Origin of the sequence: Lentzea sp. (assembly GCF_036380075.1) — a bacterium.
Lineage (GTDB): Bacteria > Actinomycetota > Actinomycetes > Mycobacteriales > Pseudonocardiaceae > Lentzea.
Window position 1 is genome coordinate 1 of the sequence record NZ_DASVFL010000405.1, and the last position, 19,773, is coordinate 19,773.

Here is a 19,773-nt window from a genome sequence, read left to right on the forward strand (position 1 = left end):
GGGCGCGATCCTGCACGCCGCGCTGGCCGTGGCGCAGAAGGCGGAGGTGGCGGGCAAGTCCGCCGACATCGTGTTCATCGTCTGCGACGGCGGGTGGAAGTACCTCTCCACCGGCGCCTACGCCGGAACGCTGGACGAGGCCGCGGCGAAGCTCGACGGCCACCTCTGGGCGTGAGAGCGCTCGCCGGAGCGAGCCAGGACTGTCGGACCCCCTGAGTGCGTTGTGACGCAGGGGGTCCCGGCAGATCCGGAAGCCGTCAGCTGCCGTCCCCGTTCCGGCCACTGGCCTGGAGGACCTCGACGACGCGGGACACGAAGTCGACCACGACGCCGCGCTGGTCGGGCGACAGCGACCGGCTGACGGCGTCGATGTCCTCGATGGTGGTGGCCCACGCGGCTCGCTCCGCCTGCTGAGCGGCGGCGGTGGCCGTGACGGTGACACGGCGGCGGTCGTGGGGGTCGCGGACGCGTTCGACGTGCCCGGAGCGTTCGAGCCGGTCGATCAAGGTCGTCGCCGACGCGGTGCGGATGCCGAGGTGTCGTGCGAGGTCGGTCGCACCCATGGGGCCGTTCAGCCCGAGAGCGGCTATGGCGGTCATGTCGGTCGCGTTCATCGCCATGACCTTGGCCATGCGGCCCGTCAGTTCCTGGGTGGCCTCGGCGAGCCTGCGCACCACGATCGTCGCGTCGTCGAGGTCTTGTGGTGGCCACGGCGCGGACGCATCGCTCATCCGCACATCCTTCCACACCCTAGTAGCTAGACTAGCTAATTATCAGTTTGACTTGTAATGTCGATGCGGTCATGCCGCCTTCACCTCGAGAACCCTTGTGCGGCAGGCGATTCGTCCAGTCGAAGGGACCAGCACCATGGCCGCGACCTCCTCCGCCATGCCGCGCCACGGCGTGACCGGACAGCACACCGAGCGCGGTGTGCCGCACGGCGTCACCTCGATCACCCCGTACGTCGGTGTGGCCGACGTCGTGGCCGCCGCCCGCTTCTACAACGAGGTCTTCCACGCCCGGACGGTCACCCTGACCAGGCTCGGCGACCTCGTCATCCACGCCCAGCTCGACTTCGGAAACGGTCACCTCCACCTCGAGATGCCCGACCCCGCCGGTGGTGGACTGGCCGGTCCTCCCGCGGGCGGACCGGACCGGACCGCGTTCGCCCACTACTGCAAGGACGTGGAAGCGGTCACCGGACGAGCCGTCGCGGCAGGTGCGGAACAACTCGGTCCCGTCGTGGAGTTCCCGTCCGGTGACCGCTTCACCGCCGTGCGCGACCCGCACGGGGTGAGGTGGTCGATCACCTCCCGGGTCGCCGACCTCTCCGAGACCGAGAGCGCACGTCGCGTCGCGGAGTGGGCCGCCCGGCGCGCGGATCTCGCCGAATCCGCCGGCACGTCCTGAAAGCACCCTGAGGTCCCGGACCTACCCGTTGAAGGCCACGCCCGGCAGGCCCTGGCCCAGTCCGGGCAGCACCAGCACCGACCCGTTGAGCTGCCGTTCGGCCAGCGCCTCGTCCGGCAGCCCGACGCGCGCGGACGTGACGTAGAGGTCCGTGAAGTCCGGCCCGCCGAAGCAGCACGCCGTCGGGTTGTCGACGGGCAGCGCGATCTCGCGGTCGAGCTCACCGGCCGGCGTGTAGCGGCGCACGGCGTGCCCGCCCCACAGCGCGACCCACACGCACCCGTCGGCGTCGACGCACAGCCCGTCCGGCCAGCCGTCGGTGCCGCCGACGTGGGTGAGCGGGCGGCGGTTCGCAACGGTGCCGTCGGAGTTGTCGAAGTCGAGGACGTCGATGCGGCGGGTCGGGGTGTCGATGAAGTACATGAGCTTCGAGTCGGGGCTCCAGCCCACGCCGTTGCTCGTGTTCACCCGGTCCAGCACGACCTTCGCGGCTCCGTCACCCGTGACACGGGCGAGCCAGCCCTCGTCGGAGGCCTGGTCGTAGCGCATGGTGCCGGCCCACAACCGGCCCGCCGGGTCGATGCCCGCGTCGTTGCCGCGCACGCCGTCGCGGGCCCAGTAGACGAGCCACGTCTTGCCGCCGTCGCGGTCGATCAGCGCGACGCCGTCGCGCAGGTTGCAGACGATGCCGCCCTGCGCGCGGGGTTTCGCGGCACCCACGTGCTGGGGCACCACGAGCACCGCGTCGTCGTCCCGCGCGGGTGCGTAGCGGTGCACCTCGGAGGCGAGGATGTCCACCCACAGCAACGTGGAGCTGCTGTGGTCCCACGTCGGGCCCTCGCCGAGCTGGGCCGATGCGCGTACCGCCACTTCAATCGACACCCGATCACCTTATGTGCACGTACGCTGGAGGCGTGGACCGCACCACTGCGCTCGCGAAACGGGTCATCCCGCCGCACCCCGTGCTGTCGCTGCTCGTCGTGGCCGGGTTCGTCGGCGTCCTCTACGCCGTCGAGGCCTTCGACGTGGCCACCGGCGGCTCGCTGGAGGACGACGGCGTGCGGCCGCGCGACTTCGGCGAGTGGGACAACCTGCTGTGGATGCCGTTGATCCACGGCGACTGGAGCCACCTCACCGGCAACGCGGTTCCGTTGCTGCTGCTCGGTTTTCTCGCGAGCTCCGGTGGGTTGAAGCAGTTCTTCCAGGTCACCGCGGTCATCTGGCTCACCTCGGCGCTGGGCGTGTGGGTGTTCGGCAGCCCCGGCAGCCACATCGGCGCGTCCGGGCTGGTGTTCGGGTTCCTCGCGTTCCTGCTCGTGCGCGGGCTCTTCGCCAGGTCGTGGCTCCAGCTCGTCATCGCGGTCGGCGTGTTCGCGTTGTACGGCGCGGCGTTGTGGGGTGTCCTGCCCGGACAGCCGGGCGTGTCGTGGGAAGGCCACCTGTTCGGCGCAATCGGTGGAGTAATGGCTGCGTGGGGTGTCTCGCGCGACAACCGCAGGAGCAGTGCACCGGCTACATTCACGGCGTGACGATCGGGATCATGGACTCGGGCGTCGGAGGCCTCACGGTCGCCCGCGCGATCATGGACCAGTTGCCGGGCGAGTCGATCCACTACATCGGCGACACGGCGAACGGTCCGTACGGGCCGCTGCCGATCGCCCAGGCGCGCAAGCACGCGCTGGAGGTGTGCGACCGGCTGGTCGACGAGGGCTCGAAGATGCTCGTCATCGCCTGCAACACCGCGTCCGCCGCCTGCTTCCGCGACGCCCGCGAGCGCTACGACGTGCCGGTGGTCGAGGTGATCCTCCCGGCCGTGCGGCGCGCGGTGATGACGACGCGCAGCGGGCGCATCGGCGTGATCGCCACGGTCGGCACGATCAACTCGCACGCCTACCAGGACGCGTTCCAGGCGGCCCGCGACGCCACGGTGACGGCGGCGGCGTGCCCGCGGTTCGTCGACTTCGTCGAGCGCGGCGTCACCTCCGGCCGGCAGGTGCTCGGGCTGGCCCAGGCCTACCTGGAACCGTTGCAGCGCGCCGAGGTCGACACGGTCGTGCTCGGCTGCACGCACTACCCCCTGCTGACCGGCGTGATCCAGATCGTCATGGGCGAGCACGTGACGCTGGTGTCGAGCGCCGAGGAGACCGTGAAGGACGTCGTGCGGCTGCTGACCGAGCGGGACGAGTTCGCCACCGAACCGCCCGTGCACCGCGTGACGTGCACCGGTCCGCCGGAGCGGTTCGCGAAGCTCGCCGCCCGGTTCCTGCCGACCTTCGAACAGTGGGGCTGATGTGCTGCTGACCGTGCTCGGCTGCTCCGGCAGCATCCCGGGACCCGGCGCGGCGGCGTCGGGCTACCTCCTGGAGGCCGACGGGTTCACGCTGGCCCTGGAGTTCGGCAACGGGGTGCTGTCGCGGTTCCAGGAGGAACGCCCGCTGTTCTCGATGGACGCGCTGGTCCTCTCGCACCTGCACCCCGACCACTGCATCGACGTGTCGTCCCTCTACGTGGCGCGGAAGTACCACCCGTCACCGCCCGCCGGCGTGCTGCCGGTCCACGCGCCCGCCGAGGCGCACTCGCGGTTCGTCGCCGCCTACGCGCCCGACGCGGCCGAGCGGTCGTCGTTGGACTTCACCGACGTGTTCTCGTTCCACCCGCTCGGCGCTGCGGTCCACATCGGACCGTTCACCGTGGAGTCCGCTCTGGTGGCGCATCCCTGCGAGGCCTACGGGTTCCGCATCTCCTGCGGCGGCGCGTCGCTGGCCTACACCGGCGACAGCGGGCCGTGCGAGGCGCTGGACTCGCTGGCGGCGGGCGTGGACGTGCTGCTGAGCGAGGCGAGCTGGACGCACGCGCCGCACCGCCAGCCGGACCTGCACCTGTCCGGTCGGCAGGCGGGCGAGCTGGCGGCCCGCGCGGGCGCCGGGAGGCTGCTGGTCACGCACGTGCCGCCGTGGACGTCGCGGGAGGACGTGCTGAAGGAGGCCGAGTCGGCCTTCGACGGTCCGTGTGAGCTGGTCGTAGAGGGCGGCCGGTACGAGGTGGGGGAGCAGGCATGATCAACGTCGAGCGCGTCGGCGAGCACGAGTTCGTCGCGACGAACGACAGAGGCGCGTCCGTGCACATCGGCCGCAAGGGCCAGGAGGGCTCGTTCAGCCCGGTCGAGCTGCTGGTGGCGGCCGCGGCGGGCTGCGCGCTCGTGACGTCCGAGACGCTGATCTTGCGCCGCACCGGCACGGACGAGCTCTCCGCGGTCGCCGACGCCGTCCAGTCCGAGAGCGGCAACGAGGTGATCTCCATCCCCGTGACGCTCTCGTACGACCTGTCCGGCGTGGACGACCCGGAGGCGCTCGAAGTCGTCGTCCGGCGCGCCGTGGAGCAGTTCTGCACGGTCACGCGGACGTTGAAGCAGTCGGCGACGGCGCCGCTTCAGCTCCCCACGCCGCTCCAGACGGCGCCGGACCCGCTGTGACCGGCGCGCACGGTCTGCACCGTCGTCCCGATCGCGAGCAGCACCACCAGCACGGACACCACGACTGAGACCACCCGCCACGTCTTCGTGGTGGGTGCCTCCGCCTGCCGCTCCCGGTCCGCGAGCCTGCCCGCGACCAGCAGCGCGATCACCGCGACCCCGAACCCGAGCGCGATGGGCAGCAGCATGTCGCCCAGCTCGCCGTGGGCCTGGATGGCGGGGTTCTGCACACCGTTGCGCTCGAGCGCGCCCATCAGGTCCTCGCCGGCCTGCTTGGCCGCGGGAACAGCGGCGACACCGGCCAGCGTGACCCCGAGGACCGGCCACGCGTACCTGCGCCGCCAGCTCGGGACCAGCGCGACAGCGACCGCGCTGATGGCCGCGAGGGGCAGCAGCACGACCACCGCGTGCACCAGCAACGGGTGAAGCGGAATACCGTCGATCGTCAGCATGTCTCTCCCTACGCCATCGCGCCCCGCAGGGTTCATTAGGGTAGGGCCCGTGGTGCGAAGCGATGGCCGATACGACGACGTGTTGCGTGACATCCGAATCACGCGTGGATATCAGACCTGGCCCGCCGGCTCGGTCCTGATCGAGTTCGGGAACACCCGCGTGCTGTGCGCCGCGAGTGCCACCGAGGGCGTTCCCCGCTGGCGGCAGGGCTCCGGCCTCGGCTGGGTGACCGCCGAGTACGCGATGCTCCCCAGCGCCACGCACACCCGCAGCGACCGCGAGTCGGTGAAGGGCCGCATCGGCGGCCGCACGCACGAGATCTCCCGGCTCATCGGCCGCTCGCTGCGCGCGTGCATCGACCTGGCGTCGCTGGGCGAGAACACCATCGTCATCGACTGCGACGTGATCCAGGCCGACGGCGGCACCCGCACCGCGGCGATCACCGGCGCGTACGTGGCTCTCGCGGACGCGGTGACGTACCTCGGCGCGGCCGGCCGCCTGGCCGACCCCTCGCCGCTGTCCTGCGCCGTGTCCGCCGTCTCGGTGGGCGTGGTCGACGGCCGGGTCCGGCTGGACCTGCCGTACGAGGAGGACTCGCGGGCCGAGGTCGACATGAACGTCGTCGCCACCGACGCCGGCACGCTGATCGAGGTGCAGGGCACCGGTGAGGGCGCCACGTTCGCCCGGTCCACTCTGGACCGGATGCTGGACGTCGCGCTGCAGGGCTGCGCCGAGCTGAACCGCATCCAGGCCCGTGCCCTGGCCGAGCCGTACCCCGGCGTGCTGCCGGAGCCGAAGTCCGGTGGCAAGCGGTGAAGCTCCTCCTGGCCTCCCGCAACGCGAAGAAGCTCCGCGAGCTCCAGCGGATCGTCGTCGCGGAGAACCTGACGGGCATCGAGGTGCTGTCGCTCTCGGACGTGCCGGAGTTCCCCGAGGCGCCGGAGACCGCGCCGGACTTCGAGGGCAACGCGCTAGCCAAGGCCCGTGACGCCGCGGCCGCCACCGGACTGGTGTCGGTCGCCGACGACTCCGGGCTGGCCGTCGACGAGCTCAACGGCATGCCCGGAGTGCTCTCCGCCCGGTGGTCCGGCCGCCACGGCGACGACGACGCGAACCTGGACCTGCTGCTGGGCCAGCTCGGCGACGTGCCGGACGAGCGCCGTGGCGCGGCGTTCGTGTCGGTCGTCGCGCTCGTGGTGCCCGGCGGCGAGGAGGTCGTGGTCCGCGGCGAGTGGCGCGGCACGTTGCTGCGCGCGCGGCGCGGGACCGGCGGCTTCGGCTACGACCCGATCTTCGTGCCCGAGGGCTTCGAGATCACCTCGGCGGAGATGACCGCCGAGGAGAAGGACGCGGAGTCGCACCGCGGCCGCGCGTTGAAGCTACTGGTCCCGTACCTGCGCAAGCTCGGCTAGTTCAGGCCGCCGCGTGTGCGTGGGACGCGACCGACACCACGCACACGCCGGCCGCGATCAGGGCCATGCCGGTGAGCATCGCCAGGTTCAGCGGGTCCGCGAACAGGACGCGGCTCGTGAGGGCGACCAGGGCGATGCCCGCGCCCGCCCAGATCGCGTAGGTGATGGCGACCGGCAGGCCCATCCTGATCACCTGCGACTCCAGGTACAGAGCGGTGAGGAAGCCGACCGCCAGGCCGGCCACGGGCCACGGTTTCGTGAAGCCCTCGGAGTACTTGAGACAAAGGGTTGCGAAAACCTCCGCGCCCACGGCGGCGGAGAGCAGAATCCACTTCAGCATTGAATTTTCCCAGCACGAAATGCACGCAGCGTTGCGCATGCGTGTTTGTGTACGAACGGTTGATTGAGGGCGGAAAGCCCTGGTCAGCCGCCGCGCGTGGGGAAGTGGACGCGCAAGACGAAATCAGACGGGATGTCGGGACCGCGAGGTGCCGTCAAGCGACACACGGTGTATCACCCTCACCGGAACAAGGGGCGGCATTGTGCGCGCCCTGTCCTCGACCATACCCGAAGAAGTGGCCGCCGCCGCATGATCTGCGGCGGCGGCCACGTTTTTCGCGCGAAAGACCGCCTCAGGCGGGGAGCTCGCGCAGCAGCTTGGCGACGTGGCCGGTGGCGCGGACGTTGTACATGGCCTTGACGACCTTGCCGTCGGGACCGACGAGGAACGTCGAGCGGATGACGCCCTGGACGGTCTTGCCGTAGTTCTGCTTCTCGCCGAACGCGCCCCACTCGACGAGGACCTTCTTGTCCGGGTCGCCGAGCAGCGGGAAGGTCAGTCCCTCCTCGTCGCGGAACTTGGCGAGCTTCTCCTGCTTGTCGGGCGAGATGCCGACGACCTCGTAGCCCGAGTCGGCCAGAACGCCGAGGTTGTCGCGGAAGTCGCAGGCCTGCTTGGTGCAGCCCGGCGTGCTCGCGGCCGGGTAGAAGTACACGACCACGGACTTGCCGAGGTAGTCGGACAGGGACACGGGCTTGCCCTCGCTGTCGGGCAGCGTGAAGGCGGGCGCGGTGTCTCCGGGTTCGAGACGACTGGTCATGCCCGGAAGACTATTCCCGGGGCTACGCCTGGCCCGCGAAGACCGTGGGCGCGTCCTGGCCCTGTCCGCCCGGCTGGATGGTCAGCTGCATCTGCGCGGGCGACTCGGACACCGCGAACGCCAGCTGGATCTGCGTGTCGCGACCCGGCGGCACCTCGGCGACGGCCGCGGCGAGGCCGTTGAGGCCCTGCACGGAGTCCACCAGCTCGGCGGCGGGGGAGCCGTCGGCCGTGGCGCGCACGGAGAGCTGGGAGGGGCGGTAGGAGGCCTTGGAGCCGTTGTAGACGGTGATGGTGAAGACCGCGGTGCGCTTGGCCGGGGGGATCGCCGTCTCGGACGGAGACAGGGACCGGGGCGCGGACACCACGACGGACAGGCCGGAGGCCCACACGCGCTGGGTGCCGAACGCGGCTGCCTCGGACGCGCTGGGCGTCGCGGCGCGCTGTTCGACGGTCAGGTTCTCGTTCGGGGCAGCGGCGACTCCGGGGCCCGCACATCCCGCCACGGCCAGCAGCAGACACAGGCCCGCGGCCGATTTGGCGAACTTCACGAACTCCCCTTTCCCACCCCGGCGGTGGGTGTGTGCGACTCCCGTCAACTGTGACGGTGCCGAAGGGGGTGGGGCGAATGAAAGGGGCCTCTGAAGCGGACCTGGTGCAGGGCCGTGGCCTACTCGTGATGGGCGGCGTGGGCGGCGCCACAGAGTGCGCCGGCCCCACGCCGTCCTGGCGGCGAACCGCCGGGTGAAGCTAGGGAGCGCGTCGGGGGGCGTGCGCGCTCACACCGATCATCGCCTACCGCCCGTCTGGCGCTACAAGCGGAGCCGATAATCACCCGTTCAGAGCAGTGGTAGTCGTACGAAACGTGAAGCTCAGGCGTGAGCGACTCACGTCCGCGCGGCTGAACGGCCCAGTGACGGCGTCCGTTCGGCGATCCCGCTGAGCAGTTCGAACGAACGCAGACGGTCATCATGGCCGTGGACGATGGTCGTCACCATGAGCTCGTCGGCCGCCGTCGACTCCACCAGCTCGTCGAGCCCGGCGCGGACCGTCGAGGGGGAACCGATGACCTGGGTGGCCATCCGGTCCTCGATCACCAGCTCGTCGATCTCGGTGTACGGGTAGTCCGCGGCCTCCTGCGGGGTCTCCAGCGGACCGGGGCGGCCCTGCCGCAGCCGCACGAAGGAGAGCGCTCCCGGGCCCGCGATCCAGCGGGCCTGCTCGTCGGTGTCGGCCACGATCACCGAGGCGCAGACCATCGCGTAGGGCTCCTGGAGGACCTCCGACGGCCGGAAGTTCCGCCGGTACAGCTCCAGCGCGGGCAACGTGTTCTGCGCGCTGAAGTGGTGGGCGAACGCGAACGGCAGCCCCAGCAGGCCCGCGGCCTGCGCGCTGTAGCCGGACGAGCCGAGCAGCCAGATCGGCGGCTTGTTGCCCGCGGCCGGCACGGCGTTGAGGTCGGCGGTGCCCTCGAAGTACTTGATCAGCTCGGTCAGCTCCTGCGGGAAGTTCTCCGCGGACAGACCGGCTTCCGTGCGCCGCAGCGCCCGCGCCGTCTTCTGGTCCGTTCCCGGCGCGCGGCCGATGCCGAGGTCGATGCGGCCGGGGTGCAGGGCCTCGAGCATGCCGAACTGCTCCGCGACGACCAACGGGGCGTGGTTGGGCAGCATGACGCCGCCCGAACCGACGCGGATCGTCGACGTGGCGTCCGCGACGTGCCCGATCAGGACCGCGGGCGCCGACGACGCGATGCCGGGCATGTTGTGGTGCTCGGCGAACCAGTAGCGGTGGTAGCCGAGGCGTTCCGCCTGCTGAGCGAGCTCCCGCGAGTTCCGCAGCGCGGTCGTCGCATCCGCTCCCGACGTGATCGGGGCGAGGTCGAGAACGGACAGAGGGATCTCACTGAGACGGCTCATACATCGATCAACACCGATACTTCGTGACTTCTTCCGTGAGCCGGGTAACTCGTTTCGCGGCCTGGTCGTAGGTCGTGCCCTCCGGGTGCAGCGTCAGGACCGCGACGATGCTGAACCCGCACGTCCCGGACGTGTGCATGGCCGGCGACTTCGTGTCGAGCTCCCACTGGACGCGCGGGCGCGGCCGGTCGACGCACGGCTTCACCGGGTCGCCGAACCCGGACCAGCCCTGCTTGAACGCGGGCCACCACGTCGCGGACGGCAGCCCGAACGACTGGTCGAACCCGTCCGAGGCGCACTTCTCCGCCCGGTGCAGGTGTCCCATGATCGTGAACCGCACCTTCGGCGCCGCCTTCTCCAGCAGGTACCGGTAGATCTTCACGACGTCGTACGCGCTCACCGCCGTGTAGCCCCACTTGCCCCTGTTCTCCGGCGGCAAGGTGTCCTCGAGACCGAGGCGTTCGGCCGTGCGCACGACGACCTGCTCCCAGCCGTTCTCGACCCACAGCTCGCTCGCGGAGTAGTCGTCGCTCACGCGCAGCATCGGTTCGATGCGCGGGTCGTCGCCGCGCGTCTCCAGCTGCTCGATCGCGATCAGGATCTTCACCAGCGAGGCGGACCTGATCGGCTTGTGGACGTCCCGTCCGGACACGGTGTGCGTGATCCGGTCGTAGACGGCGTAGGAGGCGGTCGTGGTGGGAACGGGTGCCGCCAGAAGTGCCATCGTCAGCAGAAGGTGCACGACCCCGGAAGCTAGCGGTTCGGCGACGTGCCCGTCGTGTCGGTCACACACCAGGAAGAACCGTGATTTCCCCGCTGTTGTCCGTGGTGTGACGGATGTGGTGGTGATCGGCGCGGGACAGGCAGGCCTGTCCGCCTCGTACTTCCTGCGGCGCCGCGGTGTCGACCACGTGGTGCTGGACGCGAACGACGCCCCCGGCGGCGCGTGGCTGCACCGCTGGCCCTCGCTGCGGATGCGGACCGTGCACGGCATCCACGAACTGCCCGGCATGCCGTTCGAGCAGCCCGCGCCCGACGAGCGCGCCAACGAGGCGATCCCGTCGTACTTCGCGCGCTACGAGGCGTTGTACGACCTGCCCGTGGTGCGCCCGGTGAACGTCACGCAGGTGTCCGACGACGGCCCGCTGTTGAAAGTCGAGACCTCGCAAGGCGTCTGGACCACACGCGGCCTGATCAACGCGACCGGCACGTGGCGACGCCCGTTCTGGCCGCACTACCCAGGCCAGGAGACGTTTCGCGGTCGGCAGTTGCACACCGCCGACTACCAGGGCCCTTCCGCCTTCGCCGGCAAGCGCGTCGTGGTCGTGGGCGGCGGGGCGTCGGCCACCCAACTGCTCATGGAACTGGCCCCGCTCGCCGCGGAGACCCGCTGGGTCACGCGACACGAACCGGTGTGGCGGGAGGGCCCGTTCACCGAGGACTACGGCCGCTGGGTGGTCGGCATGGTCGAGGAACGCGTCCGCGCGGGCCTGATCCCGCGCAGCGTCGTCAGCGTGACCGGCCTGGCGCTGACCGACCAGACCCGCGAGGCGATCGCGTCCGGGGTGCTGGACCGCCGGCCGATGTTCACCCGGATCACCCCGACCGGCGTCGAGTGGGAGTCCGGCGAACACTTCGACGCCGACGTGATCCTGTGGGCCACCGGGTTCCGCCACGACCTCGACCACCTGGCACCGCTGCACCTGCGCGCCGCGGGCGGCGGGATCCAGGTCGACGGGACGCGGGTGGTGTCGGACCCGCGCATCCACCTCGTGGGGTACGGGCCTTCGGCGAGCACGATCGGGGCCAACCGGGCGGGCCGCGCCGCGGTGCGGGAGTTGGTGGGGCACTTGGGCATCGGGAGCTTGGCGGCCGCGCGGTAGGGCGCGTGCGAGGCGGCTGGAGGCTGCTTGGGGCTGGGGAGCGCTCCTTTCGCGAGTTGAGAGCAGTGGGGGCCAGCGGGGCGTTCCGGGGCTGGTGGTGGTTCGGATGGGCCGCAGGGATAGGCGTGGCGCCTGGGTGCGGCTGTGTGGCGCGTGGGGACGTTGGGGGAGCGCTCCTTTCGGGGTGGAAGGCAGGCGGCCGCAGGCGGGGTCGAGCCGTGGGGACAAGTGCGGTGCCGGCGGACCGTGGGCTGCGGGTGGATGGTTGCTGTGCTGCGTGTGTGGTGTGCGGGACAGCGAGCTGAGGGCTGGGCGTCGCGTGCGGCTGGGGCGCGGTGCGGTTCTGCGGGGCGTGTCGTGCGTCCGCTGCCAGGTCCTGCGGCGGCAGGACCGGACGTCGAGCGTGTGCCAGGCCGTGCGCCGGCGACACATACCACCGCCGGGACCGCATCAACTGCGTGAGGCGGCGCGCCTCTTCGACACGCGGACCGCCACGAACACGCCGACCGCTACCACCGCCAGCACCAGGACCGCCGTCGACGCCAGGCCCACGTACTGCTCGACCAGGTGCCAGTTGTCGCCCAGCAGGTAGCCCGCGAGGATCAGCGCCGTGTTCCACAGCAGGCTGCCCGCGGCGGTGTAGGCGACGAACGGTGCTAATCGCATGCGTTCCACGCCGGCCGGGATCGAGACCAGGCTGCGGAACACCGGGACCATGCGGCCGAAGAAGACGGCGCGGTAGCCGTTGCGCAGGAACCAGGCCTCCGTCCTGTCCACATCGGACACGCGGACGAGCGGCATGCGCTCGGCGACGCGGCGGACTCGGTCGCGGCCCAGCAGGGCGCCCACCCAGTACAGCAGCAGCGCGCCCGCCACCGAGCCGAACGTGGTCCAGAGGATGGCGTCGAGCAGCGACATCTTGCCCTGGCCCGCGGTGAACCCCGCCAGCGGCAGGAAGACCTCGCTGGGCAGGGGCGGGAACAGGTTCTCCAGCGCGATGGCGAGGGCCGCTCCGGGGGCGCCGGCCGTCTCCATCAGGTCGGTGACCCAGTCGACCAAGTTCATGGCTTCCACGCTACGGACGGCGCCGGGGTGTGACATGGGGGTTCTCCCCACAGTTCGGGTGGGGGAGACCCCACCCCGGGATTGCGGGAAACCACAACAGCGGGAAACCACAACAGCGGAAACCGCGAGCGGGCGTCGCCGGGTCCTCAGAGGACGAGCGAGGGCGCCGCCCGCGGCACCGCACCGCGAACGCGCTGATCGATGAGGTCGGGGGGACTCGAACCCCCACTGGCTGGGACCTAAACCCAGTGCCTCTGCCAATTGGGCTACGACCCCTCGCGGGGAAGCCTATCGGCCCCCCGCGCACCCCCTCTGCCGGGTCGCTCGAAGCCGCGACCGGGGCCGTCCACTACGGTTGGTGGCAGAACCGCTGCTAGGAGGACATGTGGCTCGCGATCCCGACACCATCCAGCGCGAGATCGAACAGGCTCGCACCGCGCTGGCCGCCACCCTGGACGAGCTCAGCGAGCGCGCCAACCCGCAGAAGCTCGTCGAGCAGGGCAAGGCGTCCGTGCTCGACGTGCTGAGCCGGCCCCAGGTCAAGTACACGTTGATCGCGGTCGGCGCGGTGGTCGGCTTCGCGCTGGTCCGCAAGCTGTTCCGCTAGTCCGCGTCCCCCCGGGGCCCGGACTGGGCGTGCACCAACGGCAGGAGCACCTGCTCGACGACCTTCTCCACGAACGGCTCGTCGAGCGGGTCGCCGGTGAGCATCAGCCGGTAGATGAGCGCGGCGCCCGCGATCTCCACGGCCATGCCGCGCGGCGCGTCGGCCCGCAGCTCGCCCCGGTCCGCAGCCCGGTCGAGGATCCCGCGCAGCACGTCGCGCTGCGAGATCAGGAACGTCTCGCGGAACGCCGTCGCCAGCTCGGGCTCGTGGGGCAGCTCGCCCACGAGGGCCTGGGCCGCCTTGCCGATCGGTCCGGAGAGGAACGCGGCGAACGACGAGAGGAACTCGCGCAGGTCGCCGGCGAGCGAGCCGGTGTCCGGTGCCGCGAGGTTCTGCGTGGCGAGCTGGGTGCACGTGTCGATCACGAGATCGAGCTTCGACTCCCAGCGCCGGTAGATCGTGGCCTTGCCCGCCCTCGCGCGGGCCGCCACGGCGTCCATGGTGAGGGCCCGGTACCCGACTTCGGCCATCACCTCGAGCGCTGCCTGACGTAACGCCTCGTCCCTGCTGGCGTCGCGAGGGCGGCCCCGCTGGGGGGTCCTGCCCTCGTTGAACGCCGTCGTCGACACGGCCATGCCACCTCCTCGTGCCAGGGCACGGCTATGCGTGTCTCCCCGCCCCTTTGGCGGAACATCCTAGGCGTGTCGCCCACGTCGTAGGGGCGGCAGCACCGGGTTGTTGCTTCCTGGTGTAGTTAGTTGGTTCTTGCGCGATATGGCCTGTGGTCAGGACGTCTGAGCTGCGACGACGTGACGGAACGATCCGGGAAAGCGCTTTTCGTCGCATGCTCCGTCTCGCTTGGCGCGTCGTTCTCGCCGAGAGCCGGGACATGACTTGTAACGCAGGTCACATCCGGGTGCGGGCGATGGCGAGCTGGGTCATGTAGCGCTTCACGATCCGTCCACCGAACCGCGTGTCGATCAACGCCGCGATGTCCGCCACCAGCCGGTCGCGGTCCGGCAGCGCGATGTGGTTCGAGTAGGTCAGGAGCAGGTCCACGTACGACTCGCTGGTGTAGGCCCGGTCCCACTCGTAGCGGTGGAACTCCGGCTCGTCGAAGAGAGCGCTCTCGTCGAACTCGCAGGGGATCTCCGCGGCGTCCGGCTGCCGGAAGCCGGGTGGCGTGTCCGGGTCCCACCGCTCGTAGACGTCCTGCACCTCGGCGAAGAACCGGTCGGTGCCGCCGGCGACGTGGTGCGTGGAGATCACCGCCAGCGCGCCGCCGGGGCGCAACGCCGCGGCGCACCGGGCCATCCTGGTCGCGGGGTCGAGCCAGTGGAACGCCGTCGCGGACACGACGAGGTCGAACGGTTCCGGCGGCAGCGGCCAGACGTCGAAGTCGGCCACGACCACGTGCGCGGCCGGCACGTGCGCCCGCGCGACGGCGGCCAGCGACGGGCTCAGCTCGACCGCCGTCACGTCACCCAGCGACGTCAGCGGCAGCGTCGCCTGCCCCGTGCCGGGGCCGATCTCCAGGACGCGCGGCCCGCTCAGCCGCGTGAACAGCTCGGCGGGGTAGCCCGGACGCGCCCGGTGGTAGCGGGCGGCGTCCTCTCCGAACGTGGTGCGCAGGCGCTCGCGGTCGGTCATCCGCCGAATTCAAGCGACCGCGACGGCAGCGCGTCCATCCCGTTTCGCGCGAAGCCCGCCCACAGGCCCCGGACGGTCCGCGCCAGACCGGGGTCCGGCTCCCGGCCCGCGAGCATGCCCGCGCCCGCCCAGCCCTCCGGGTCGAACACGAACGGCAGCTCCATGCAGTGGCACGCGCCCAGAGGGGCGCCTTCGGGCCGCCACGCGAAGTTGTAGGTGGCGGCCTGCCCGCCCGCCGCCGTCCAGTCCTCCGCCAGCTGACGGGCCGGACCCGCGAAGACCAGCTCCGTCACGGCCTCCCAGTGCTCCCGGCTCGGCACGTACGGGCTGCCGTCGTCGGCGGTGTGCCCGACGAGCAGCTCGACCCGCGCCGCCGTGGCGGCCAGGTCGGCGTCGGTCAGCTCCGGGGCGAACGGCATGCCGCCGGACGTGGAGAACCGCGGCCCCACGTCGGCGATGGCGGCCTGCTGGACCGCCAGCACGTCCTCCACCGGCGTCGAAGCGTCGACGGACACGAGCTCCCGCAACGCCTTCGCCATGGCGGGACGGTCGGGGCCGCGGGTGCCCAGCGGCGCGCTCTGCAGGATCGCGCGGTGGAACAGGTCCTCCGTGTCGGTGAGCATCAGCGCGTACACCGAGTCTGCGCCCGCGGACTGCCCGAACGCCGTGACGTTCGCCGGGTCGCCGCCGAACACGGCGATGTTGTCCCGCACCCACCGCAGCGCCGCGAACTGGTCGAGCAGGCCGAGGTTGTCCCGCAGGTACCCGAAGACGCCGAGCCGGTAGCTGACGCTGACGACCACGACCCCCTCGGACGCCAGCAGCGACGCCTCGTACTTCGTGGACTCACCGCTGCCCGTCACGTAGGCGCCGCCGTGGAACCACACCATCACCGGCAGCCCGGAGGCGTCCGCGGGAGCCGTCACGCTCAGCACCTGGCAGTGCTCGTCGAACTCCAGCCCGTCGACCGAGCTGCCGACCACCGACGCGAGCGCCGACGGCGGCTGCGGGCACGCCGGGCCGCGCGTGACCGCGTCGCGCCCACCGTCCCAGGCGAACGGTTCGGGCTTCTCGAAACGGGCGGCCGTCGCGTATCGGATGCCCCGCGCCCGCACGAGCCCATCGGTGTTGATCAGCACGTTCCCGATCCTAGGCACCGGGTAACCAATTCCACAGCCTCTCGATTCGGCGCGAGCGGCCCGGCAGGAGCACGATGCAGTGGTCATCGACCAGAAGGAGGAACCCGGTGCGGGCTACGACGATCTACGGCACCCGTGACATCCGCGTGGAGGAGGTGCCCGACGCGGCCGTCGTGGAGCCCACCGACGTCGTCGTGCGGGTCGAGCTCGCGTGCATCTGCGGCAGCGACCTGTGGGCGTACCGGGGCGTCGCCAAGCGCGAGGGCGGGCAGCGGATCGGGCACGAGTTCCTCGGCATCGTCGAGGAGGTCGGCACCGAGGTGCGGTCCGTCAACGTCGGCGACCGCGTCATCGCGCCGTTCGTGTGGAGCGACGGCACCTGCGCCTACTGCCAGGCCGGGCTGCAGACGTCGTGCCTCAACGGCGGGTTCTGGGGCAGCAAGGGCAGCGACGGCGGCCAGGGCGAGGCCGTGCGCGTGCCGCTGGCCGACGGCACGCTGGTCAGGGTGCCCGCGGACGCGCCGGCCGAGCTGCTGCCCGCGTTCCTGAGCCTGTCCGACGTCATGGGCACCGGCCACCACGCCGCGCTCGGCGCCGGTGTGCAGCCGGGCAGCACCGTGGCGGTCGTCGGGGACGGCGCGGTCGGCCTGTGCGGCGTGCTCGCGGCCAAGCGGCTGGGTGCCGAGCGGATCATCGCGCTGGGCCGCCACGAGGACCGCGCGAAGGTCGCGAAGCTCTTCGGTGCCACGGACCAGGTCGCCGAACGCGGTGACGCCGCGGTCGAGCGCATCAAGGAGATGACCGGCGGCCTCGGCGCGTCGAGCGTCCTGGAGTGCGTCGGCACCGAGCAGTCGTGGCAGACCGCGATGGGCATCGTCCGCGACGGCGGCCGGATCGGGTACGTCGGCGTGCCGCACGAGATGCCGGGACTGCCGCTGGGCAAGCTGTTCGGCCGCAACATCGCGATCGGCGGCGGTGTCGCGCCCGCGCGGGCGTACCTGCCGGAGCTGCTGGCCGACGTGCTCGCGGGACGAATCGACCCCGGTCCCGTGTTCGACCGGACGGTCTCGCTCGCCGACATCGCCCAGGGCTACCAGGCGATGGACGAGCGGACCGCCCTCAAGGTCGTCGTGAAGCCGTAGTCACTTCGCTGCCGTGAGCACGTAGTCCTCGGCGCGCACGCGCTTGGTCCGCATCCAGTACCGCCAGGTGAAGCCCGGCCACACGGTGCGGTTCAGGCCCTGCGCGTCGAGGTACCAGCTCTTGCACCCGCCCTGGGTCCAGACGCCCTTGCTCAGCTTGCCCTGGATCTCGGCGTTGAACTCCTGCTGGGCCTCCAGCCGCACGTCGAGCTCCGCTGCGCGGTGTGTGTCGAGGAGCTCGAGGCACTGCGAGATGTACCGGATCTGCGACTCGATCATGAAGACGACCGAGTTGTGGCCGAGTCCGGTGTTGGGGCCCAGCAGGAAGAACAGGTTGGGGAAGCCCGAGACCGTGATGCCGAAGTAGGTCTCGATCCCCTTCTCGCGCCACTGCTTCGCGAGGTCGACGCCGCCCTTGCCCTGGATGTCCAGGTAGTCGAACGAGTCGACGACGTGGAAACCGGTGCCGTAGATGATGACGTCGACCTCGTGCTCGACGCCCGCGCTGTCCACGATGGACTTCTCGCGGACCTCGGAGATCTTGTCCGTCACCAGCTCGACGTTCGGGCGGCTGAGCGCGGGGTAGTAGTCGTTGGAGATCAGCACCCGCTTGCAGCCCATCGTGTAGTCGGGCTTGAGCCGGCGCCGCAGCTCCGGGTCCGGCACCTGCTTCTTCATGTGCCGCAACGCGACGCCCTGCGCGAACTGCATGATCTTCGGGTTGACCGCGAAGCCCAGTGCCGACGACTCGCGCACCCAGTAGACGAAGTCGCGGTAGAGCCGCTGCGTGAAGGGCAGGGCGCGGAACAGCTTCTGCTCGCGGCCGGTGATCTCGCGGTCCGCCTTGGGCATGATCCACGGCGGTGTGCGCTGGAAGATCTTCAGCGACCCCACCCGGCCCGCGATCTCCGGCACGAACTGGATCGCGGACGCGCCCGTGCCGACCACCGCGACCCGCTTGCCCGTCAGGTCGAGGTCGTGGTCCCACTGGGCGCTGTGGAACGCGCGGCCGGTGAACTTCTCGATGCCCGGCAGTTCCGGGACGTTCGGGATGTGCAACGCGCCGACGCCCCCCACCAGGGCCCGGGCGGTGTAGGTGTCGCCCTGCTCGGTGGTGACGTGCCAGCGCTTGGCCTCGTCGTCCCACCGCGCACCGGAGACCTTGGTGTCGAAGCGGATGTGCGGCCGCAGCCGGTACTTGTCGGCGACGCGCTGCAGGTAGTCGAAGATCTCGCCCTGCCGCGCGAACATCCGCGACCACTTCGGGTTCAGCTCGAACGAGAACGAGTACATGTGCGACGGCACGTCGCACGCGCAGCCGGGGTAGGAGTTGTCCCGCCACGTGCCGCCGAGGTCGGCCGCCTTCTCGAGCACCACGAAGTCGCGCTCGCCGCGCCGCCTCAGCTCCACGGCCATGCCCAGGCCGGAGAAGCCGGTGCCGATGACGAGCACTTTCGTCTCTCGGTGCATGGGGAAGTCCCTCCGCTCGCGGTGGCTACTTCGCAGTAGGTTACTCGAAGTAAGTTACGAGCGGTAGACTCCGTTCGTGACTGCTCCGCGGCGCCGCATGCCCAAGGCCCAACGCATGGCGCAGATGCTCACCGTCGCCGAGGAGATCTTCGCCGAGCAGGGGTATCTGGCCACGTCCATGGACGAGATCGCCGAACGCGTCGGGGTCTCGAAGCCGATGCTCTACGAGTACTTCGGCTCGAAGGAGGGCCTGCTCATCGGCTGCATCCACCGCGCGCGCACGGAGCTGCGCGAGAAGACGGCGGCGGCCATCTCGGGCGCGACGGGCGCCGAGGAGTTCCTGCGGCTGGGACTGCGGGCGTTCTTCGAGTTCATCGTCGACCACCAGCGGTCCTGGGCGCTGCTGCGGCAGGAGGCGGCGATCGCGGTGCCGTCGGCGCAGGAGGAGGTCGAGGGGATCCGGCAGCAGCAGACGGACATGATCGGGTCCGTGCTGGTGTCGTTCGCGCCGGAGATCGACCCGCTGGAGGCGGAGGCCTTCGCGGAGATCGTCGTCGGGGCGTGTGAACGGCTCGCCGTGTGGTGCGAGCGCAGGCCCTCGGTGGGGCCCGCGCTCGCGACCGACTACGTGATGGCCGTGGTCTGGCCGGGCGTCGCGGACAGGCTCGGAGAGGCTAGCTCGCTGCCCGGACCCGCTCGGCGCGCATAGCGGTCACCGCGGGCAGGTCCAGCGGCGCGACCTTCGTGCCGGTGGCCCACTCGATCAGCATGTCCGCGAGCGCCGGGTTGCGCGGCAGCACCGGGCCGTGCAGGTAGGTGCAGACGATCCGGCCCTGGACTGCGCCCTCGACGCTGCCGTCGTTGCCGGTGCCCACCTTGACGTGCGCGAGCGGCCGGGCGGCCGGGCCCAGCAACGTGCGGCCCTGGTGGTTCTCGAACCCGGTCAGCGGCCCCGCGAACAGGCCGTCGGCCGGCTCGGCGATCACCTCGCCGATCGCCCGGCTGCCGCCCGCGTGGGACGTCGAGTCGATCAGGCCCATGCCGGGGTGCGTGAC

Annotated in this window: 24 protein-coding genes, 1 tRNA gene and 2 pseudogenes; 12 read left to right on the forward strand and 15 right to left on the reverse strand. The window is 71.0% G+C overall.

The annotated features are described in order from the left end of the window. Positions 1-175: pseudogene (gene cysM / locus VF330_RS41590) on the forward strand (cysteine synthase B); the annotation flags it as partial. Between the two features lie 82 nt (positions 176-257). On the opposite strand, the gene VF330_RS41595 reads toward cysM, so the two are convergent. Next, complete coding sequence (locus tag VF330_RS41595; RefSeq protein WP_330857270.1) at positions 258-731, reverse strand: MarR family winged helix-turn-helix transcriptional regulator; 474 nt, start codon at positions 729-731, stop codon at positions 258-260. A gap of 136 nt (positions 732-867) precedes the next feature. Between VF330_RS41595 and VF330_RS41600 the strand changes: the two genes are divergently transcribed. Next, positions 868-1,410: a VOC family protein gene (locus VF330_RS41600; protein ID WP_330857271.1), complete on the forward strand. Its 543-nt coding sequence runs from the start codon at positions 868-870 to the stop codon at positions 1,408-1,410. A 21-nt stretch (positions 1,411-1,431) separates the two neighbouring features. Here the strand turns inward: VF330_RS41600 and VF330_RS41605 are convergent, their stop codons facing one another. After that, entirely contained in the window at positions 1,432-2,292 is an 861-nt protein-coding gene (locus VF330_RS41605) for an SMP-30/gluconolactonase/LRE family protein (protein ID WP_330857272.1), read from the reverse strand. Positions 2,293-2,324: 32 nt separating this feature from the next. On the opposite strand from VF330_RS41605, the gene VF330_RS41610 reads away from it, so the two are divergent. The 4 genes from VF330_RS41610 to VF330_RS41625 are packed head-to-tail and all read left to right on the forward strand — an operon-like array spanning position 2,325 to position 4,882. After that, positions 2,325-2,939, forward strand: coding sequence for a rhomboid family intramembrane serine protease (locus VF330_RS41610; protein ID WP_330857273.1), 615 nt, complete (start codon positions 2,325-2,327; stop codon positions 2,937-2,939). Between the two features lie 11 nt (positions 2,940-2,950). Beyond that, positions 2,951-3,700, forward strand: a complete 750-nt coding sequence (gene murI / locus VF330_RS41615) for a glutamate racemase (protein WP_330857291.1) — start codon at positions 2,951-2,953, stop codon at positions 3,698-3,700. A 1-nt stretch (position 3,701) separates the two neighbouring features. Further along, on the forward strand, positions 3,702-4,469 hold the full coding sequence (locus VF330_RS41620) for an MBL fold metallo-hydrolase (RefSeq protein ID WP_330857274.1): 768 nt from the start codon (positions 3,702-3,704) through the stop codon (positions 4,467-4,469). Then, on the forward strand, positions 4,466-4,882 hold the full coding sequence (locus VF330_RS41625; RefSeq protein WP_330857275.1) for an OsmC family protein: 417 nt from the start codon (positions 4,466-4,468) through the stop codon (positions 4,880-4,882). Before VF330_RS41620 ends, VF330_RS41625 begins: the two co-directional genes overlap by 4 nt. On the opposite strand, the gene VF330_RS41630 is transcribed toward VF330_RS41625, so the two are convergent. After that, positions 4,840-5,334 carry a DUF2231 domain-containing protein gene (locus VF330_RS41630; RefSeq protein WP_330857276.1) on the reverse strand — a complete coding sequence of 165 codons (495 nt, stop codon included), beginning with the start codon at positions 5,332-5,334 and terminating at the stop codon, positions 4,840-4,842. The two genes, VF330_RS41625 and VF330_RS41630, sit on opposite strands and share 43 nt — an antisense overlap. A gap of 49 nt (positions 5,335-5,383) precedes the next feature. Here VF330_RS41630 and rph point away from each other — a divergent pair, with 49 nt between their 5' ends. Continuing rightward, positions 5,384-6,151 (forward strand): ribonuclease PH, encoded by a 768-nt coding sequence (gene rph / locus VF330_RS41635; RefSeq protein ID WP_330857277.1) that lies wholly within the window; start codon positions 5,384-5,386, stop codon positions 6,149-6,151. Next, complete coding sequence (gene rdgB, locus VF330_RS41640; RefSeq protein ID WP_330857278.1) at positions 6,148-6,747, forward strand: RdgB/HAM1 family non-canonical purine NTP pyrophosphatase; 600 nt, start codon at positions 6,148-6,150, stop codon at positions 6,745-6,747. Before rph ends, rdgB begins: the two co-directional genes overlap by 4 nt. Before the next feature lies 1 nt (position 6,748). Here rdgB and VF330_RS41645 read toward each other — a convergent pair whose 3' ends face one another. From VF330_RS41645 to VF330_RS41665, 5 genes are all read right to left on the reverse strand, one after another. Continuing rightward, the gene (locus VF330_RS41645; protein WP_330857279.1) at positions 6,749-7,087 is read right to left on the reverse strand and encodes a DMT family transporter; all 339 of its coding nucleotides are present in this window, start codon (positions 7,085-7,087) and stop codon (positions 6,749-6,751) included. 292 nt (positions 7,088-7,379) lie between these two features. Continuing rightward, on the reverse strand, positions 7,380-7,847 hold the full coding sequence (gene bcp / locus VF330_RS41650; protein WP_330857280.1) for a thioredoxin-dependent thiol peroxidase: 468 nt from the start codon (positions 7,845-7,847) through the stop codon (positions 7,380-7,382). A gap of 22 nt (positions 7,848-7,869) precedes the next feature. Then, positions 7,870-8,397, reverse strand: a complete 528-nt coding sequence (locus VF330_RS41655; RefSeq protein WP_330857281.1) for a hypothetical protein — start codon at positions 8,395-8,397, stop codon at positions 7,870-7,872. A 336-nt stretch (positions 8,398-8,733) separates the two neighbouring features. Next, entirely contained in the window at positions 8,734-9,762 is a 1,029-nt protein-coding gene (locus tag VF330_RS41660; RefSeq protein ID WP_330857282.1) for an LLM class flavin-dependent oxidoreductase, read from the reverse strand. Positions 9,763-9,769: 7 nt separating this feature from the next. After that, positions 9,770-10,504 carry a hypothetical protein gene (locus tag VF330_RS41665; RefSeq protein ID WP_330857283.1) on the reverse strand — a complete coding sequence of 245 codons (735 nt, stop codon included), beginning with the start codon at positions 10,502-10,504 and terminating at the stop codon, positions 9,770-9,772. Positions 10,505-10,592: 88 nt separating this feature from the next. Between VF330_RS41665 and VF330_RS41670 the strand changes: the two genes are divergently transcribed. Continuing rightward, positions 10,593-11,645 (forward strand): FAD-dependent oxidoreductase, encoded by a 1,053-nt coding sequence (locus VF330_RS41670; RefSeq protein ID WP_330857284.1) that lies wholly within the window; start codon positions 10,593-10,595, stop codon positions 11,643-11,645. 450 nt (positions 11,646-12,095) lie between these two features. Here VF330_RS41670 and VF330_RS41675 read toward each other — a convergent pair whose 3' ends face one another. Continuing rightward, positions 12,096-12,710, reverse strand: coding sequence for a DedA family protein (locus VF330_RS41675; protein WP_330857285.1), 615 nt, complete (start codon positions 12,708-12,710; stop codon positions 12,096-12,098). Positions 12,711-12,912: 202 nt separating this feature from the next. Beyond that, positions 12,913-12,986: transfer RNA gene (locus tag VF330_RS41680), tRNA-Leu, on the reverse strand. Between the two features lie 109 nt (positions 12,987-13,095). Here VF330_RS41680 and VF330_RS41685 point away from each other — a divergent pair. Next, positions 13,096-13,317 carry a DUF3618 domain-containing protein gene (locus tag VF330_RS41685; protein WP_325515738.1) on the forward strand — a complete coding sequence of 74 codons (222 nt, stop codon included), beginning with the start codon at positions 13,096-13,098 and terminating at the stop codon, positions 13,315-13,317. On the opposite strand, the gene VF330_RS41690 is transcribed toward VF330_RS41685, so the two are convergent. The 3 genes from VF330_RS41690 to VF330_RS41700 form a co-directional block, all read right to left on the reverse strand. Then, the gene (locus VF330_RS41690) at positions 13,314-13,952 is read right to left on the reverse strand and encodes a TetR/AcrR family transcriptional regulator (protein ID WP_330857286.1); all 639 of its coding nucleotides are present in this window, start codon (positions 13,950-13,952) and stop codon (positions 13,314-13,316) included. The genes VF330_RS41685 and VF330_RS41690 overlap by 4 nt on opposite strands. A 271-nt stretch (positions 13,953-14,223) precedes the next feature. Next, on the reverse strand, positions 14,224-14,967 hold the full coding sequence (locus tag VF330_RS41695) for a class I SAM-dependent methyltransferase (RefSeq protein ID WP_330857287.1): 744 nt from the start codon (positions 14,965-14,967) through the stop codon (positions 14,224-14,226). Then, positions 14,964-16,106 carry a carboxylesterase family protein gene (locus VF330_RS41700; protein WP_330857288.1) on the reverse strand — a complete coding sequence of 381 codons (1,143 nt, stop codon included), beginning with the start codon at positions 16,104-16,106 and terminating at the stop codon, positions 14,964-14,966. The genes VF330_RS41695 and VF330_RS41700 overlap by 4 nt, the downstream gene beginning before the upstream one ends. 107 nt (positions 16,107-16,213) lie before the next feature. Here VF330_RS41700 and VF330_RS41705 point away from each other — a divergent pair, with 107 nt between their 5' ends. Then, the gene (locus VF330_RS41705) at positions 16,214-17,248 is read left to right on the forward strand and encodes a zinc-dependent alcohol dehydrogenase family protein (protein WP_330857289.1); all 1,035 of its coding nucleotides are present in this window, start codon (positions 16,214-16,216) and stop codon (positions 17,246-17,248) included. Here the strand turns inward: VF330_RS41705 and VF330_RS41710 are convergent, their stop codons facing one another. Further along, the gene (locus VF330_RS41710) at positions 17,249-18,718 is read right to left on the reverse strand and encodes a flavin-containing monooxygenase (RefSeq protein ID WP_330857290.1); all 1,470 of its coding nucleotides are present in this window, start codon (positions 18,716-18,718) and stop codon (positions 17,249-17,251) included. A gap of 97 nt (positions 18,719-18,815) precedes the next feature. Here VF330_RS41710 and VF330_RS41715 point away from each other — a divergent pair, with 97 nt between their 5' ends. Next, complete coding sequence (locus VF330_RS41715) at positions 18,816-19,427, forward strand: TetR/AcrR family transcriptional regulator (protein ID WP_330857292.1); 612 nt, start codon at positions 18,816-18,818, stop codon at positions 19,425-19,427. Here VF330_RS41715 and VF330_RS41720 read toward each other — a convergent pair. Next, positions 19,393-19,773 (reverse strand): annotated as a pseudogene (locus VF330_RS41720) (glutamine amidotransferase); the annotation flags it as partial. The gene VF330_RS41715 and the pseudogene VF330_RS41720 sit on opposite strands and share 35 nt — an antisense overlap.